Raw genomic sequence first — 18,368 nt, 5'->3', positions numbered from 1 at the left:
AAAATTAATGGACAACCAATCTTCGCAACTTCCAGAAGTAGACAATAACTCGAATACAATTGATATCAACGAAATTATAAGACCATATCTTAGAAAATGGCCATGGTTTATTATAAGTGCTATAGCTGCACTGATTATAGGCTACATTTCTTTAAAATTTATGGTTCCCGTATATGAGATTCAGTCTACCGTACTTATAAAAGACGCTAAAAATTCATCATCTCCTGTAGGAAGTGATCTTGGTGTACTCCCTGACTTAACCAGTTTCGGAGGTTTAAAAACCAATAGTATTGCTAACGAAATTGAAATTTTGAAGTCAAAAAAAATGATGCGTGAAGTAGTCATTAATCAAAATCTTCAAACAAATATTGTAGCAAAAGGAAAGATAACTTCCGTAGAATTATACAAAGAAACTTCTCCAATAGAAGTAAAAATAATTTCTGAAAAACCCAATAATGGCATTAGCAATGTATTAAAACTTACAATAAAGGGTGAAAAACTAACTTTAAGCTCAGAAAAATTTCAGAAAGAAATTGTAACAACTTATAATAAAACGATAGGTCTTCCATTTGCGAATATAATTATTACCAAAAATGCTAAATTTAATCCAGCAGCCGCAAAAGGAATTGATACAAGTACATTAGAACTGCAGGTATCGTCATTAGAAGCTAAGGTTAGTAGTTTGCAATCTGCTCTTAGTGTTTCATTAGTTACAAAGGACGCTACAGTACTTAAGCTTGGATTTAAATATCCTCAGGTAGCCAAAGCACAGGATATTCTTAACAATCTGGTTATTGCATATAATAATGATGCTATTTTGGATAAAAATGTAGAGTCCAAAAAGACCCTTAATTTCATTGAAGACAGGATTAAAAAACTTTCCGGTGAATTAGGCGAGGTAGAAGATCAAAAAGAAAACTTTAAAGCCAAAAATAATCTTACAGATCTCGAAACAGAAGCAAAAATAAATCTTGAAAGTTCTGCTGCAGCAAGAGCAAAACAGCTGGATATTGATGCTCAGCTGGAACTGACAAATTCTTTAATTGGTTTCGTTTCAAACCAAGGCCAGTATCAGGTTTTACCGGCAAACGTAGGACTCAATAATCCTGAAGCAACAGCTGGAATCTCTGTCTATAATCAATTGATTTTACAAAGAAACAGATTGTTGGAATCTGCAACGACTGAAAACCCAACCGTGGTAGATGTTACAAAGCAGATTAACTCTATGAGGGGATCTATTATGCAGAGTCTTCAAAGAAACAGAACAGGGCTTGAACTTGCGAGAAACGAATATTTGGGTGAGCAAAGCAAGGTTTCAGGAAAGATCTCTAAACTGCCTTCTATTGAAAAAATGTTCAGAAGTATTGAAAGACAGCAGCAGATCAAAGAGAATTTATATCTTCTTTTATTACAAAAAAGAGAAGAAACAGCTATTGCTCAATCTATTTCTGCACCAAAGGCAAGAGTGATTGATACGGCGTATGCTTCTACTATTCCGGTTTCACCTAAAAGAAATGTGGTCTTGCTTGTAGCTTTAGCTATAGGCTTATTAATACCTTTCATCATTATATATCTTACAGAACTGCTTAATAATAAAATTGAGACTAAGCATGATCTGGAAAAACTAATTCATGCACCAGTAATTGCAGAATTGCCAAGTCTTGAAAAAGGAGATTCAGAAATTGTAAAAGTTAATGATATTACTCCAATGGCCGAAGCATTCAGGATTCTTATTACAAATATGAATTTTATGCTTCCTAAAGACGGTAAAGGAAAGGTAGTATTTGTAACTTCTACAGTGAAAGGAGAGGGGAAAACATTTACTTCGGTAAATTTAGCTTTAACACTTGCCACTCCTAAAAAGAAAGCAATTATTATTGGCTCCGATATCAGAAATCCGCAGCTGCAGAGATACAATCCTGCAAGGAAGGGGCTGGCAGGTCTTACGGAATATCTTTACTCAGATCAGACGAAGCTGGAAGATGTCATTCATATTTCATCATTTAATCCTAATCTTGATGTAATTTATTCAGGAATGATTCCTCCAAACCCAACTGAGCTTCTGTCAAACGGAAGATATGAAAACCTTTTAGAAGAGTTAAAGGCAAGATATGATTACATTATTTTGGATACTGCACCATTGCTTCTGGTTACGGATACTTTCCTTATTGCGGAGCTGGCAGATGTTACCATTTATGTAGCAAGATCAAAATATACAGAAAAAGCTTTACTTGAATTTGCTAACAATAATATTGATCAAAAGAAAATTAAAAATGTTGGTTTTGTTCTAAATGATGTTAACAGAGAAAATTTAGGATACAGTAACAAATATGGTTACGGATACAATAGCCATCATGAGCAAACGTGGTTTGAGAAACTTAAAAATAAACTTAGTTAATGATGAAAAAATATAAGATAGCTGTTATTGGGCAAGGCTATGTAGGTCTGCCACTGTCTTTGGAATTTGCTACCCATTATCCTGTTTTAGGATTTGATATTAATACTCAACGAGTAGATCAGCTTAATCAGGGACAGGATATTACACTGGAAGCAGATATTGAAAAGCTTAATAAAGGCTTAAAAAAATACATTGAAACTGACGGGGCTTTCGGGTATAAGGCTACAAGTCAGCTGTCTGATATAGCAGAATCCAATATTTATATCGTAACTGTTCCCACTCCTATAGATAAATATAATGCTCCGGATCTTAACCCTCTTATTTCTGCATCAAAAATGCTGGGCGGAATTATTAAAAATGGAGATATTGTTATCTATGAATCTACTGTTTTCCCTGGCTGTACAGAAGAAGAATGTGTGCCTGTTCTTGAAAAATATTCAGGTTTAAAATATAATGAAGATTTTTTCGTAGGATATTCTCCGGAAAGAATCAATCCGGGGGATAAAGTAAATACACTCACCAGTGTAAAAAAAGTAACCTCAGGTTCTACAGAGGAGATTGCTGAAGAGGTAGACAGTCTTTATAGAAAAATCATTACTGCCGGAACGCATAAAGCATCAAGCCTTAAAGTAGCCGAAGCTTCAAAAGCTATTGAAAATGCTCAGCGAGATGTTAATATTTCTTTCGTTAATGAACTTGCTTTAATTTTTGACAGGATCGGAATTGATACGAATGATGTTTTGGAAGCTGCGGGAACAAAATATAATTTCCTGAAATATAAACCGGGATTGGTAGGAGGACACTGCATCTCTGTAGATCCTTATTATCTGGCTCACAAAGCAGAACAGCTTGGTTATCATCCGGATGTAATTCTATCAGGGCGTAGAGTTAATGATTCTATCGCAAAATTCATTGCTTCGAAAGTGGTAAAGCTTCTTATTGCAAAAGGCGGAGTTATCAAAGATTCTGAAACTTTGATTTTAGGCGTTACATTCAAAGAAAATTGTCCTGATGTAAGGAATACGAAAGTTGTGGATATTTATACGGAACTTAAGGACTATGGTGTAAAGGTGGATATTTATGATCCGTGGGCAAGTAAAGAAGAAGTAAAGCACGAATACGGAATTGATATTTTAGACCAATTAATTGAAGGGAAAAAATATGATTCTATGATTGTTGCTGTTTCTCATAATGAGTTTTTAGAAATGAATCTTGATGAACTAAAGAAGGATAACGCAGTGGTTTTTGATACCAAAGCATGTTTGGACAGAAACTTAGTGGACGCAAGATTATAAAAACTTTTTAAAAAAATATGCTTCTGAATATTTATTGTTTATATTCAGAAGTTTCAATATAATTTATATTATGAAAAGAGCAATTGCTAACTTATTTTTTGCATTTATTTTAAATATTTTCAAAAATGTAAAGTGCAACTTTAATGTTAGCATGTCTCATAATGTATTTTTTTATTTGATTAAAAATAAATTTAAAGATATTGAGCTTAGAGATGCCATTCTGGGTACAGGCATTAGTTTTAGTAATGGTGTACGATTGTTTAATAAACCAGAAATTTTCGGAAAAGTAAAAATAGGAAAATATACAAGTATAAACGGTCCTGCAACAAGGATTTGCGGAGAGATTTCGGATGTTGTAATTGGTGCTTACTGTTCCATTGCATCAAGTGTTGTAATTCAGGAATTTTATCATAATTATAATATGGTTACCACTTATAATATTAACTCAAATATAATTGGAGAACCTTTAGAAAATGAAAAAATATCGAAGGGACCTATTATTATTGAAGATGATGTATGGATAGGATCTAATTCTGTAATATTGTCAGGAGTAAAGATAGGGAGAGGGGCTATTATAGGAGCCGGTTCTGTTATTACGAAAGATGTGGAAGCTTATTCTATTGTTGCAGGAAATCCTGCAAAACTCTTAAGAAAAAGATTTGATCAACAGACAATAGAGAAACTTGAAGAATCGAAATGGTGGCTTTGGGATAAAGAAGAAATAATTAAGAATAAGAAATTTTTCAAGCATGAAATTGTATAATTCAAAATCGTTATATTTTTATGCAGGAAGTGGTTTAGCTCAGGTTGTAACAATTATTACTACTTTTTATATTATTAAAAAATTTACTCCCGAAGCATTCGGCCAGTTTAGTTATTATTTTTCAATAGGCTCTATTATCGGTTCTTTTGCAACATTAAAGTATGAGTTGTCTATTCCTTTATCTAAAAATTCAAGAGATGCAATTGATAAGAGTAATCTTACCATACTTGTAAGTTTGATTTTTAATCTGATATTTTCATTTATTGGTCTTTTTACTACATTTTATCAATTTAATATTTTCTTTCTTTATATTTTGTTATTGTCTGGTACAGTTTCTATTAATGCCTGTTTTCAACAGTTTTTAGTCTATAAGGAACAACATTTTTTAAACGGGTTTACCCCTTTGTTATTTGCTATTCTTAATTTAGGCATTTTATTGTTTTTAACAAAGAACAATGGAGAAGTTATACTTTCTTCTTATATTATTTCAAATATTATCTTATTAATAATTTATATTATTTGTGTCCAAAAGAATGGATATGATATTTTCTTTAAAAAAATAAGTTTTTATAAGAAGTTATTTATTGAACATTTGGATTTTCCGAAATATGTACTTCCAAGTTCGATTGCCAATATATTACTTGCTTACTGTAATCCTATTTTTATAGGATATCTTTTTGATAAAAATAATGTGGGATTGTTTTCATTTTCATTAAGGATACTCATGTTACCATCTATTGTCATAGGTTCGGTAGCTTCATCAATATACAGAACACAAATTGCAAAACTTTATTTCGAAAATAATTTAGAAGGAATAAAGGCGCAGACTAAAAGGCTTTTTTTAATACTTACTTTACTTACCATTTTCTGTTTTCCCATTCTTATTTTGGTTATCAAATATATTCCTTTGGTAATAGATATGAGTAAATGGCAGGGAGTATTGCCTATTGCTATTTTTCTTGTTCCTTTTGCAATCAGCCAGTTATTTTTTCAACCATTTAGTAATTTAGCTCTTGTTTTTAAAAAGAATAAGATTCTTTTGTCACAAAATATTTTGCAGCTTGTATCTACTTTACTGGTTTATATTATTGCATTTATTTTTAAAATACAATTTGAAATTTTTGTAAATATTTTGTCATTCACCTTAATTTTAGTGAGCTTTTTTTCTTGCTATAAATTTTATCAAATACTAAAAACAGAAAAATGAAGAATATAATTTATATTATTATTTATTCATTAATTTATCAGTTCATACATATTAATTTTTTGTATGATATTTTTTGGTATTCTGGTTATATGAGTGAAGGATTTAGTGCGGTATCATTTATTCAGACATTTATATTTATTTGCATACCCCTCGGGGTAAAAAAAGACTTGGAAAATGTATTTTTTTTAGAAGTTCTATATACAATTTTTTATCTGCTATTGTATGTTCCTATAATGATAACGTTTTTAAATCATTATGGTACAGAATGGAAAATATTTATTAATCAGCTGCCCTTTTTACTCGCTTTTTTGATCATGTTTAAAATAGCGGGAATGAAAAGAATTAAAATAAGAAAGCTAAATCTTAAACCTCCAAGGCGGGAGATACTATACGCTTTTACTATATTTATTGTAGTGGTCTTATTTGCAGAATTCCGTTCTACATATAGTTTCGTATCATTTGAAGATGTGTATACACAGAGAGAAAAGGGTTCAGGTGCTTCTGTTATTGGAGGGTATTTTACACTTTGGCTTACCTATTTTGTGGGACCACTGTTAGTTGCGATCGGGCTTGTGAATAAAAATAAAAAGATTGTTATATTCGGAACACTCTCTGTAATTTTTGTATATGGAATAAATGCAAGTAAAATTGCTTTATTTATACCTTTTTTGCTAATGTTTTTGTATTATATAAAAAGTAGAGGAAAAGATATTTTTAAAGCATTAACAATAGTTTTTTCTTCGGTCTGTGTAGTGGCTTATTATCTTCCTATGCAGTATTTTATGATTTCCGCAGTGATATTAATGAGAACATTTGGAATTGCAGGATTGCTCACGTATCAGTATAATGAATTTTTTAAAGAAAATCCATATACTTATTACTCACATATAAATATTGTAAATTTTATTACGGGTAATTATCCCTATGATCAGGATTTAGGGTTCGTAGTGAGTTCCTATTTTTTTGAATCGGATAACAATGCCAATGCAAATTTCCTTGCAACAGATGGTATTGCGAGTTTGGGAATGGTGGGAGTGATCATTATTTCATTTATTTTTGGGATTTATTTGCTGTATACAAAATCTTTACTGGATAATAAAAATGCAACATTGGTAGGGCTTGTTTTTATTTCATTTGCTTTTATCATACTTAATGTTGGTTTATTTACAAGTTTACTAAGTGGAGGTTTTCTTTTTTTAAATATTTATTTATATTTATACAAATCTTCATGATGAAAAAAATTGCAATTGTAACCAACGTAATACCATCTTACAGGGAGGGTTTTTACGATAAGATTCTGGCAGATAGGGATATACAGGTCACTATTTATTGCCAGAGCAATATTCCAAATACAAAGCTTAAAACAATTCATCAGAAATATCCGGATAATGTAGTGGTCGTTAAATTTATTGATTTTTTTAATGAAAAGGCCAATATACAGCTTTTACCGTTTTTTAAGATTTTAAATAAATATGATACTGTTTTCATAGACGGAAATCCGCGTTATATATCACATTATGTTCTTGCCAATATCTTTAAGTTATTTAAACCCAATAAGGTAGTTTTGTGGAGTATGATACACTCTTACAAAGCAAATTCTTTCACAGAAAATATCCGATTAAATTGGACGAAAAAATTTAAAAGGGTCTTTGCTTATAATGATAAAGAAGCTGGAGTCTTTAAAAAAGAAGGCTTTAAAGGAGTGTGTATAGGAATGAATAATGGCCTTGATCAGGAAAAGATAGAAAGAATAATAACAAAATGGTCTACAGAAAAACTACAAATCTGGCAGAAAGAAAAGTGTATAGACAATGAAATCATTATTTCATGTACAAGACTTATCCAGAAAAATGAATTAGATAAACTTTTAATCCGTTTTCAAAAAATCCTTGAAATAAAAACGGAGATAAAATGGTACATTATCGGAGACGGAGATCAAAGGCAGGATTTGGAAAGAATTGTTCATGAAAAGCGTCTTGAAAATAATGTATTCTTCTTAGGAGAAATATATGATGAAGAAAAGCTTGCTCCATGGTTCCTTACAGCCTCTCTGATGGTTCATCCTGCAGCTATAGGATTAAGTATTTTACATGCTTTCGGATATGGTTTACCTGTGATTACGCATGATGATGAAAGATATCATGGCCCGGAATTCAGTGCGCTTATTAATGAACATAATTCTTTAACATATCAGAAAGACAACTATGATGATTTGATAGAAAAAGTAATTTTCTCTGTTAATAACAAAAGTTTTGTAAAAGAAATTGGAAAGAATGCCCGAATCACTGTGCAGAAGACCTTTAATGTAAGCAAGATGGCGGAAAGATTTAAAATTATTTCGCAAACTCCGGTATAGAACTGATTAATATAAAACACAATGAAAGTATTACAAATAAGCAGTGAAGTTAATATAGGCTCTGTCGGAAGAATAGCTGAGCAGATAGGCGAAAATATTATAAATGAAGGATGGGAGAGCTATATTGCATACGGAAGAGAAAATTTGCCAAGCAAATCCATTGCTTTTCCTATCGGAAATAAAATGGATGTAATCAAACATGTTTTATATACGAGACTTACGGACAGACATGGGTATGGATCTAAAAAGAGCACTACACTACTTATTGAGAAAATCAAGGAAATTGATCCTGATATTATCCATTTACAGCATCTGCATGGTTATTACATTAATATTGAACTATTATTTAATTTTTTAGCAAATTCTAGAGCCAAAGTGGTGTGGACGTTCCATGATTGCTGGTCTTTCACAGGGCATTGTGCTTATTATGATCTGGTAGGATGCAATAAATGGCAGACCCAATGTTTCGAATGTCCCCAATTAGCAGAATATCCCCAATCATTATATATAGATAACTCAAGAAAAAATTATATAGACAAGAAGAAAATATTTACTTCATTAGATAAAATGACAATTGTTCCTGTGTCCAACTGGCTGCAGGGAGAGGTTAAAAAATCCTTTCTTAAAAATTATGATGTCAGAACAATCCATAACGGAATAGATATTTATCAGTTCAGCTATAAAAATAATACAATTAAAAAAGATTATTCTATCGAGAGTAAATTTTTAATTTTAGGCGTTGCCAACCCCTGGGATAAAAGAAAAGGGCTAAAATATTTTATAGAATTATCAGAAAAACTACCGGAAGATTATAAAATTTTACTTGTAGGACTTACTAAAAAACAAATTGACAACCTGCCCCAAAATATAATAGGACTTGAGCGTACTAAAAACGTTGAGGAGCTTGCAGCACTCTATTCTGCAGCAGACGTTTTTGTAAACCCAACCCTGGAAGATACATTTCCTACCACCAACCTGGAAGCCCAATCTTGTGGCACACCTGTAATTACCTTTGAAACCGGAGGATCTCCTGAAGCACTAGATAAATCTACGGGAATAATTGTAGAAAAAGGAAATATTGAAAAGCTGATGCAAGCTATCAACGAGATCAAAAGAAATACAAAATCTTTTTATTCGGAAAACTGTAGAACAAGAGTATTAAATCTTTTTGATAAAAAGAATGCATTCAGAAATTATATACAATTATACAAAGAATTGCTTAATTAATAATTTTTACTTTTGCTTACAAATAGTTAAATCGTAGTTATTTAACTAAAAAAAATATAAAGTTCAACAATGAAAAGTATCCTTATAATAACAATTTTCCTATCTGTTTTTTCTCTCGCACAGTCTAAAGATACACTATATGTTACGATTGAAAAATCAAATGATGATACGAAAACATTTCAAAACGCATTAAATCAAAAGGGAGGAAAAGTTTTAAAAATCACGGTGAAAAAAGCCAGCTATTCTGTTAATAATGTATTGAATACATCAAGACCACATACTTATATTTCCTTTGAAAAAGGAAGCACTATAAACTTTACTAATAATAAAAATACAGGATTTTTAATTAATCATGATAATTTTACCTTAAAAAATGCCTATTTAAAAGGAATTGGTAAAAGTGCTGCTGACTTTTACACCGGTTATGGACTATTATTATACGGTGTAGATAATTGTAATATTATAAATAATACTTTCGACGCAATTGGTGGAAATGGTATACTCATTTACCCATCTTCGAAAAAAGGTTGTAGTAATACATCAGTTAAAGGCAATAAGTTTATTAACCACGTGTTCAATATTTCGAAAGACGGAGACGAATCTGCAATAATGATGGGATATTCCGGTAAGAATTATGAGCATAATAGCAATGTGATAGAGGATAATACGATACTTGGAAATGATATTTTGAAAGTAGGAATCGGTTTTATTGGACATGGAAACAATAATATTATAAGGAATAATAAAATATCTAATTGTATTGCATACGGAATTGTAAGCTATGAGTCCGACGTAGTGGGTAATACCATGAACGGTACTCAGATACTGGATAATGAAATACGGAATATTGGTGAAGTAGGTACAGCCAAAACTGTAAAAGGTATGGGGATCTATTTAATGACTTCTAATAATGCTAAAATTGCAGGCAATAAAATATATAACGCTTTAAGAAACTCAGACAGAACAGAAACATTAAGCCAGGGGGGAATATCCGTAAGCCTTTCCCCGGGAACGATCGTCTCAGATAACCTCATAGATGGTTCTGAAATGTACGGAATAGTAAGTGATTACAGTTTCGGATCAAGCTTTCTGAATAACACACTTCAAAATGTTAAAAAGTCCGGTGCTTATTTTTTAAATATGAACGATGTGAAAATATCAGGCAACATTTTTAAAAATATCGGAGAAGTAGTTATCAAAGGGTATTTTGAAAACACCTCATTACCAAGGATTAAAGAGCAATTACGTAATGATAAGTATAAAAATATAGATACGGGAAATAATTTTACTGTTACCAATAATAAATTTTATTCAAATAAGGATATTCTCTATTTCGAGGCTACCGGAAGAGATTTGTCTCAAAAGTATCAGGGTAATAAAATGAATAATAATATTGTTGAAAATAATGAAATTATTGGCAATATAAAAAACCAAAATGAACTTGTTCATTTCAGACAAGAAACTTCAGGTAAAAATTTTATTCAAAAAAATAAGATCATAAAATAATTTATTCAAAAAAAGCAAAAATCAGGAAATAAAAAGAATGAATATAGTGATCTCAAAAAATAAATAAACAACAAAACGTGTGGTTTAACTTTTGTATATTAGCAAAACTAAAATTCAAAGATGGATAATTCGAAAAAACCTGTTCAAATCTGTGTTAATTGTATCATGGATACCACAGACGAGACCATAATATTCGACGACAAGGGAGTGTGCGACTATTGTGGCAACTATTACAATAATATTTTGCCGAACTGGCATCCTAATGAGCAGGGCGAGAAAGAGATTCAAAAAGTCATTGATAAAATAAAAGCTGAAGGTAAAGGAAAAGATTATGACTGTATCATAGGAATTTCCGGAGGGCTTGACAGCTCATATCTAGTGTATCTTGCAGTAGAAAAATGGGGGCTAAGGCCAATGCTGTATCATGTAGATGCAGGGTGGAACTCCGACGTCTCTACTAATAATATTAAAAATCTTGTAGATGGCTTAGGCTTAGATCTTTACACAGATGTAATTAACTGGGAAGAAATGAAAGATCTTCAGAGAGCTTTTATCAAATCACAGGTTCCTGATATTGATACGCCTCAGGATTTGGTATTTTTCTCCTCCCTTTATAATTATTGTGCAAAAAACGGGATTAAATATATATTAACAGGAGGAAATTTCTCTACAGAATGTGTTCGCGAGCCACTTCATTGGGGAGCATACTACCAGACAGATATGAAATATGTAAATGATATTCATAAAAAATTTGGTGAGAGAAAATTGAAAACCTTCCCAAGATGTGATATTTTCAAATATAAAATTCAATATAGATTAATAAACGGAGTAAGGGTAGTAAAACCTTTAGACCATGTAAGATTTATCAAAAAAGAAGCTGAAGATCTTTTAGAGCAAAAATTTGGATGGCAAAGATATCAGCACAAGCATCATGAATCAAGATTTACAAGATTCTATGAAGCTTTCTGGCTGCCAAGAAAATTTGGGTTTGATAAAAGAAAGAACCACCTTTCCAGTCTTGTGCTTACAGGGCAAATGACCAGAGAGCAGGCGTTAGACAGGGTATCAAGACCTGAGCTTCCTGAAGATGAATTAATGAAAGAATTTGAGTATGTAGCCAAGAAATTAGGTTTTACTGTAGATGAACTTTGGGAATATTTCAACGGGCCAAATAAAACATTCCGCGATTATAAAAACAATTATAAGCTGATACAGCTCGGAACCAAAATCATGCAGATTCTCGGATTAGAAAAAAGAGCATTTAAATAATATGGTTACTATTATAGATTACGGAGTAGGAAACATCAATGCTTTCTTAAATATTTATAAACAGCTTAATATTCCTGCTACCACAGCAAAAACTGCTGCAGACCTTGAAAATGCTACCAAACTTATCCTTCCTGGAGTAGGGCATTTCGATTATGCAATGCAAAGATTTAATGAATCCGGAATGTCGGATAAAGTGAATGATCTTGTTTTGAAACATAAAGTTCCGGTAGTGGGAGTTTGTGTAGGAATGCAGATGATGGCTAAAGGAAGTGATGAAGGCAGTCTTCCCGGATTGGGCTGGATAGATGCGCATGTCCACAAATTTGATGCATCACAGGTTTCTACAAAGCTGCCTTTACCCCACATGGGATGGAATGATATTGAAATTGTAAAGGATACTCCGCTTCTAAAAGATTTAGAAAAAAGCCCTAGATATTATTTTTTACACAGCTATTATTTCAAATGCAGTAATCAGCAGGATTCTATTGCTGAAACTAATTATGGGATAAATTTTACAAGCGCAGTAAACCACGAAAATATTTTTGGTGCACAATTTCATCCTGAAAAAAGCCACCATTTTGGAATCCAACTATTAAAGAACTTCGCTGAAAGATGTTAAGACCTAGAATTATACCCTGCCTTTTAGTTCACGATAAAGGATTAGTAAAAACCGAACATTTCAAAAATCCAAGATATTTGGGTGATCCCATGAATGCAGTAAGGATTTTTAATGAAAAAGAAGTGGATGAGCTTATTATTCTGGATATTGATGCTACTGCTGAAGGTAGAGGCCCAGATTTTCAGATGATTGAACACTGGGCTGAAGAATGCAGAATGCCGCTCTGTTACGGAGGAGGGGTTACTACTGTAGAGCAGGCACAAAGAATATTTGCTCTGGGTGTAGAAAAAATAGCATTCAGTGCAGGAGCTATAAATAATCCTGATCTCATAAGGGAAATATCCGAGAAAGTAGGCAGCCAGAGTGTTGTAGTGGTTCTGGATGTGAAGAAAAAGCTATTCGGAGGCTATGAAGTTTACACTCATAATGGTAAGAAAGCAACTGGAAAATCACCTCTCGAACTTATCAAAAAGTTTGAAGATTTTGGTGCTGGAGAAATTGTTGTAAATTCCATTGATAAAGATGGTGAAATGAAGGGGTATGACATCAAGCTGATCGAAGCAGCAAGAAAAGAAACTACTTTACCTCTTACAGCAATTGGAGGAGCCGGTAAAATAGAAGACATAGGAGAACTCATAAACAAATTCGGAATAATAGGTGCTGCAGCAGGAAGTTTATTTGTATATAAAGGAAAATTAAAAGCAGTTTTGATAAACTATCCCAATTTTTCAGATAAAGAAAATCTTATTAAGCAGTATTTTTAGTTCATGTGCGGGATTGCAGGTTTAATATATAAAAGTTCGGCTTTAGTAGAAGCTCAGACTTTAAAAAGTATGACAGATAAAATGTCACACAGAGGTCCCGACGCAGAAGGTTTTTATGTACACAAGAATTTAGGGCTTGGCCACAGACGTTTATCAATTATAGATATCAGTGCATCGGCCAATCAACCTTTTTTTTGGAAAGATAAGCATGTATTGATATTTAATGGTGCTATCTACAATTATGTTGAGATAAGAGAGGAACTGGGACAAAACGGATATTCTTTTGCCACCACTTCTGATACAGAAATTTTGCTGGCTGCTTACGATTTTTGGGGAGAAGACTGTGTTTCTAAATTTAATGGAATGTGGTCTTTTGCTATTTTTGATAAACAAAAGAACAAACTTTTTTGCTCACGAGACAGATTTGGGATTAAGCCTTTTTATTATTATACAGATAAAGACAAATTTATTTTTGCCTCAGAAATAAAACCAATTCTAGAAATAGAAAAAATTGAAAAAGTAAATCTCCAGGTACTTCTCCAGTATTTAATTATCAATATCTCAGATCAGACAAACGAAACTTTTTTTGAAAATATTTTAAAACTTCCGGGCTCTCATAATCTTGTATATGACCTTAATAACCACGAGTTTACTATTTATAAATATTACGATATCAGCTTTAGGGAAGATATCAATAAACTAAGCCTGGAAGAGTCCATTAGCCTTTTTGAAGAAGAATTCGAAAATTCAATAAAGCTAAGACTTAGATCAGATGTAAAGATTGGTTCGGCTTTGAGCGGCGGCACGGATAGTTCATATGTAGTATCGGTTGCTTCAAAATTTTTGAAAGAATCAGGCACTGATGTGGATAAATTTACAGCTATTACAGTAGGATCGGTAGACAAAAGTATTGATGAAAGCTGTTTAGCGGCAATTACTACAAAAGTTTTGGGTGTAAATCATGATATTATTATGCCTAAACAAGATGAATTTAAAGATACATTTGAAGAGGTAATTTTTAAACATGAAGAACCTTTTGGGGGAATTGCAATCTATATGCAAAAGTTTCTTATGAAAGAAACGCATAAATTGGGAATTAAGGTTATGCTGGACGGTCAGGGAGCAGATGAAATTTTATTAGGTTACAACAGATATACAGCGGCATATCTTAGAAATCACAGTTTTCTTAGTAATATGAGATTTTTAAGCAATGTCAGAAGCCATTATAATATTTCTGTCCTGCAAGGTATAAAGCTATATTATTATTTTTCGAATTTTTCTATTAGAAAATTCTGGCTCAAAAAAAGAGGGAAGATTTTAAAAAACAAATATTTTGATTCAATTGATTTTTCACATACAAAAAAACTTACCAAATCTTACAAAAAAATATTTGATCTGCAAAAAAATGAAATTTTTTGCTGTCAATTGCCCGAGCTTTTAAAATGGGAGGATAAAAACTCTATGAGCTATTCTGTTGAATCAAGGCTCCCTTATTTGGATTATAATTTTGTAGAAACATGTCTTTCCATTAATAATCATTATAAAATTAAAAAGGGCTGGTCTAAATATTTATTAAGAAGAAATCTTGAAAAATATTTACCTGATGAGATTACTTATAATAGAACAAAAATAGGTTTTAATGCACCTGTTGATAACTGGTGGCCAAGATCAGAAAAAATTCTTGAAACCATTAATAATTCAAAAATAATACAGGAAATTTCAAAAAAGAAATATACCTTTATAGACGATCGGGATCTGGAATGGCGCCTATACAACATTGCAGTCTGGGAAAAGCTTTATAACATGAAACTATAATATCAAAAACACATAATGCAGATTAAAAATAAAACACTTCTTATTACTGGCGGAACAGGTTCTTTCGGAACTGCTGTTCTCAGAAAGTTTATAAATACCGATCACTTCAAAGAAATCCGGATATTTTCACGTGACGAAAAAAAACAGGATGATATGAGAAATCAGTTTAAGAATGATAAACTGAAATTCTATATCGGAGATGTAAGAGATTACAACAGCATAGAGCCGGCAATGAGAGGTGTAGATTATGTCTTTCATGCAGCAGCGCTGAAACAGGTACCTTCCTGTGAATTTTTCCCGATGCAGGCAGTAAAGACGAATGTAGAAGGAACGCAGAATGTAATAGATGCCGCTTCCCGAAACAATGTAAAAAAAGTTATTTGTTTAAGCACAGATAAAGCAGCATATCCCATCAATGCAATGGGTATTTCCAAAGCCATGATGGAAAAAGTAGCCGTGGCTGCTTCCAGAAATTTAAACGAAACAGTAGTTTGCCTTACCAGATATGGAAATGTAATGGCCTCGAGGGGTTCTGTAATTCCGCTTTTTGTAAAACAGATCAAAAATGGTGATCCAATTACCATTACGGATCCAGGTATGACGCGATTTTTAATGTCTCTGGAAGAAGCTGTTGATTTGGTTTTATTTGCTTTTGAACACGGAAATCCGGGAGATTTATTTGTGAATAAGGCCCCGGCTGGTACGATCGGAGATCTGGCTCAGGCTCTGAAAGAATTGTTCAAAGCCGATAATCCTGTAAAAATAATAGGAACCAGACACGGCGAGAAATTATACGAAACTTTGTGCACCCGGGAAGAAATGATAAAGGCAGAAGATATGGGTGATTTCTACAGAATCCCTGCAGATAACAGGGATCTAAACTATGCTCAGTATTTTTCTGAAGGGATTAAGGACATCTCTAAAATTGAAGATTATCATTCTCATAATACAGAACAGCAGGGTGTAGAAGGTATGAAAGAGCTTTTAATGAAGCTTCCTTTGATCAGAAAGGAAGTGTTGGGAGAAGATATTATGCAGTATCCTGATTAAATCAATTCCTATGAAAACGCCTACAATTATTGAAGGGAGAAAATATTCCGATGAAAGAGGGAATCTTTTTTTTAATAATGATTTTAATGCTTCGGGAATTAAAAGAATCTACTGCATAGAAAATTTAGATATAAACTATGTAAGAGGCTGGACGGGGCATAAAATTGAGCAAAGATGGTTTTCTGCACTAATGGGTAAATTTACCATCAGGCTCATAAAAATTGATGATTGGGAAAAACCTGCTAAAAATTCAGAAATTTTAAAATTTGAATTAAATTCTGACACTTTAAACGTTTTTCATGTCCCTAGTGGATATGCGACTGCTATTCAGGCAATTGAAGAAAAATCAAAATTATTGGTGATGGCAGATTATGCTTTGGGAGAAATTACAGATGATTATCGTTTTCCAATAGACTATTTTGAAAATTTAATATGATAAAAAAAGTTGGAGTTACCGGTCAAAATGGTTTTGTCGGTTCACATTTATATAATACTTTAGGTCTTCAGCCTGAAAAATTTGAAAGAATTCATTTTGAAAAGGAATTTTTTGATGATCAGGAAAAGCTTGAGAATTTCGTGGCACAGTGTGATGTGATCGTACATCTTGCAGCAATGAACCGCCATCCGGATCCGGAAGTTATTTATAATAACAATGTCGAGCTTGTCAGCAAACTGGTTTCAGCTTTAGAAAAAACAAATTCTAAGGCTCATGTTCTTTTTTCATCATCTTCTCAGGAAGAAAAGGACAACCTGTACGGAAAATCAAAGAAAGAAGGAAGAGAGCTTTTAGCCGGATGGGCAGAAAAAGCAGGCGGAAAATTTACCGGAATGGTTATTCCCAATGTTTTCGGGCCGTTTGGGAAACCAAATTATAATTCTTTCATTGCAACTTTTTCCTATAAGCTTACTCATGGTGAAAATCCTGTGATTGATAACGACGGGGAAGTAAAGCTGATCTATGTGGGTGAGCTGGTTCAGGAAATTATTCATGAAATAGAATCCGGAGAAACAAAAAAATTATACGAAGTTCCGCATACATCGGTAAATAAAGTTTCTGAGGTTCTTCAAAAGCTGGAAAATTATAAAACGTTATATTTTGATAACGGAGAAATTCCTGTTTTGGAAAATAAATTTGATTTAAATCTTTTTAATACATTCCGTTGTTATTTTGATATTAAAAATCACTATCCGGTTAAATTTACACAGCATACTGATCCCAGAGGAGCCTTTGTGGAGGTGATAAGGCTGGGAATCGGCGGCCAATGCTCGTTTTCCACTACGGTTCCGGGAATTACCAGAGGGAATCACTTTCACACAAGAAAAATAGAAAGATTTGCTGTTATTAAAGGAAAAGCATTAATACAGTTAAGAAAAACAGATACGGACGAAGTCTTGGATTTTTATCTGGATGGCAGTGAGCCGGCATATGTAGACATGCCCATCTGGTACACGCATAATATTAAAAATATCGGAGAAGAGGAATTGTACACTATTTTCTGGATTAATGAACCTTTTAACCCTGAAGATGCAGATACGTATTTTCTGGAAGTATAGGTGAATGGAACAAGTAAGCCATATAAAAAAATTAATTATCAAAGATCAGGAAGTTTACTTTTTGATGGCTGTCTTATTTGGATATATTTTGGCTTATATTGATCCTTATAATTATACTACTATTCCAAGGTTAATTAATGTATTTATCAGAGGATCCCTATTTTTGGGATCAATTTATTTTATCGTAAGGAATTTTGAAATTATTAAAAGAAGAAAAGCCGTAATACTTACTTTTATCCTGTTTTTTTTATTTTATTTCTTTAAATTAAATCTTACTTTTTCAAGTTTTTCTTTATCTGAAGAAGCTTTTCATGCCCTGAGGAGTTCTGTTTATTATTATGGGGTTATTGTAACTTTTGTTCCGGTTATTGCGCTTTTAAGCTTACAATATGAAAAAATTGATTTTAAGAAATTTTTCAACTGTATTTTCTGGTTTTTGCTGATACTTCTTGGAATAAATTTTTTGCACACCAATTTTATATTTGAAGATTATCAAAGCAATGGCAGAGGTGGGATTTTCAGACTATATTATATTACAGTTGGTC

General features: G+C 32.4%; 15 protein-coding genes. All 15 read left to right on the top strand.

What is annotated here, in order from left to right:
* Positions 1-7: 7 nt before the first annotated feature.
* Positions 8-2,398, top strand: coding sequence for a GumC family protein (locus H560_RS0109505; protein WP_027379832.1), 2,391 nt, complete (start codon positions 8-10; stop codon positions 2,396-2,398).
* Entirely contained in the window at positions 2,398-3,693 is a 1,296-nt protein-coding gene (locus H560_RS0109500; protein ID WP_027379831.1) for a nucleotide sugar dehydrogenase, read from the top strand. The genes H560_RS0109505 and H560_RS0109500 overlap by 1 nt, the downstream gene beginning before the upstream one ends.
* Before the next feature lie 70 nt (positions 3,694-3,763).
* Positions 3,764-4,456, top strand: coding sequence for a CatB-related O-acetyltransferase (locus tag H560_RS21380; protein ID WP_051289260.1), 693 nt, complete (start codon positions 3,764-3,766; stop codon positions 4,454-4,456).
* Positions 4,443-5,663: a lipopolysaccharide biosynthesis protein gene (locus H560_RS0109490; protein WP_027379830.1), complete on the top strand. Its 1,221-nt coding sequence runs from the start codon at positions 4,443-4,445 to the stop codon at positions 5,661-5,663. Before H560_RS21380 ends, H560_RS0109490 begins: the two co-directional genes overlap by 14 nt.
* Positions 5,664-5,995: 332 nt before the next feature.
* Positions 5,996-6,895 (top strand): hypothetical protein, encoded by a 900-nt coding sequence (locus tag H560_RS0109485; protein WP_155844987.1) that lies wholly within the window; start codon positions 5,996-5,998, stop codon positions 6,893-6,895.
* On the top strand, positions 6,892-8,019 hold the full coding sequence (locus H560_RS0109480) for a glycosyltransferase family 4 protein (protein ID WP_027379828.1): 1,128 nt from the start codon (positions 6,892-6,894) through the stop codon (positions 8,017-8,019). Before H560_RS0109485 ends, H560_RS0109480 begins: the two co-directional genes overlap by 4 nt.
* A 21-nt stretch (positions 8,020-8,040) precedes the next feature.
* Entirely contained in the window at positions 8,041-9,246 is a 1,206-nt protein-coding gene (locus H560_RS0109475) for a glycosyltransferase (RefSeq protein WP_027379827.1), read from the top strand.
* A gap of 69 nt (positions 9,247-9,315) precedes the next feature.
* Complete coding sequence (locus H560_RS0109470; protein ID WP_027379826.1) at positions 9,316-10,752, top strand: right-handed parallel beta-helix repeat-containing protein; 1,437 nt, start codon at positions 9,316-9,318, stop codon at positions 10,750-10,752.
* A 120-nt stretch (positions 10,753-10,872) separates the two neighbouring features.
* Entirely contained in the window at positions 10,873-12,021 is a 1,149-nt protein-coding gene (locus tag H560_RS0109465) for an N-acetyl sugar amidotransferase (RefSeq protein WP_027379825.1), read from the top strand.
* Between the two features lies 1 nt (position 12,022).
* Positions 12,023-12,640, top strand: a complete 618-nt coding sequence (hisH, locus tag H560_RS0109460) for an imidazole glycerol phosphate synthase subunit HisH (RefSeq protein WP_027379824.1) — start codon at positions 12,023-12,025, stop codon at positions 12,638-12,640.
* Positions 12,634-13,404 (top strand): AglZ/HisF2 family acetamidino modification protein, encoded by a 771-nt coding sequence (locus H560_RS0109455; RefSeq protein ID WP_027379823.1) that lies wholly within the window; start codon positions 12,634-12,636, stop codon positions 13,402-13,404. The genes hisH and H560_RS0109455 overlap by 7 nt, the downstream gene beginning before the upstream one ends.
* 3 nt (positions 13,405-13,407) lie before the next feature.
* Complete coding sequence (gene asnB / locus H560_RS21375; protein WP_051289258.1) at positions 13,408-15,219, top strand: asparagine synthase (glutamine-hydrolyzing); 1,812 nt, start codon at positions 13,408-13,410, stop codon at positions 15,217-15,219.
* 15 nt (positions 15,220-15,234) lie between these two features.
* Positions 15,235-16,269, top strand: a complete 1,035-nt coding sequence (locus tag H560_RS0109445) for a polysaccharide biosynthesis protein (RefSeq protein ID WP_027379822.1) — start codon at positions 15,235-15,237, stop codon at positions 16,267-16,269.
* Positions 16,270-16,279: 10 nt separating this feature from the next.
* Positions 16,280-16,705 (top strand): WxcM-like domain-containing protein, encoded by a 426-nt coding sequence (locus H560_RS0109440; protein ID WP_027379821.1) that lies wholly within the window; start codon positions 16,280-16,282, stop codon positions 16,703-16,705.
* Entirely contained in the window at positions 16,705-17,823 is a 1,119-nt protein-coding gene (locus tag H560_RS0109435; protein WP_027379820.1) for a polysaccharide biosynthesis C-terminal domain-containing protein, read from the top strand. The genes H560_RS0109440 and H560_RS0109435 overlap by 1 nt, the downstream gene beginning before the upstream one ends.
* The last annotated feature ends 545 nt before the right edge of the window (positions 17,824-18,368 follow it).

Origin of the sequence: Chryseobacterium daeguense DSM 19388, assembly GCF_000430825.1 — a bacterium.
GTDB classification, from domain to species: Bacteria; Bacteroidota; Bacteroidia; order Flavobacteriales; family Weeksellaceae; genus Chryseobacterium; species Chryseobacterium daeguense.
The sequence above is the reverse complement of the archived record's forward strand: the minus strand, read 5'-3'. Positions and strand labels throughout refer to the sequence as shown.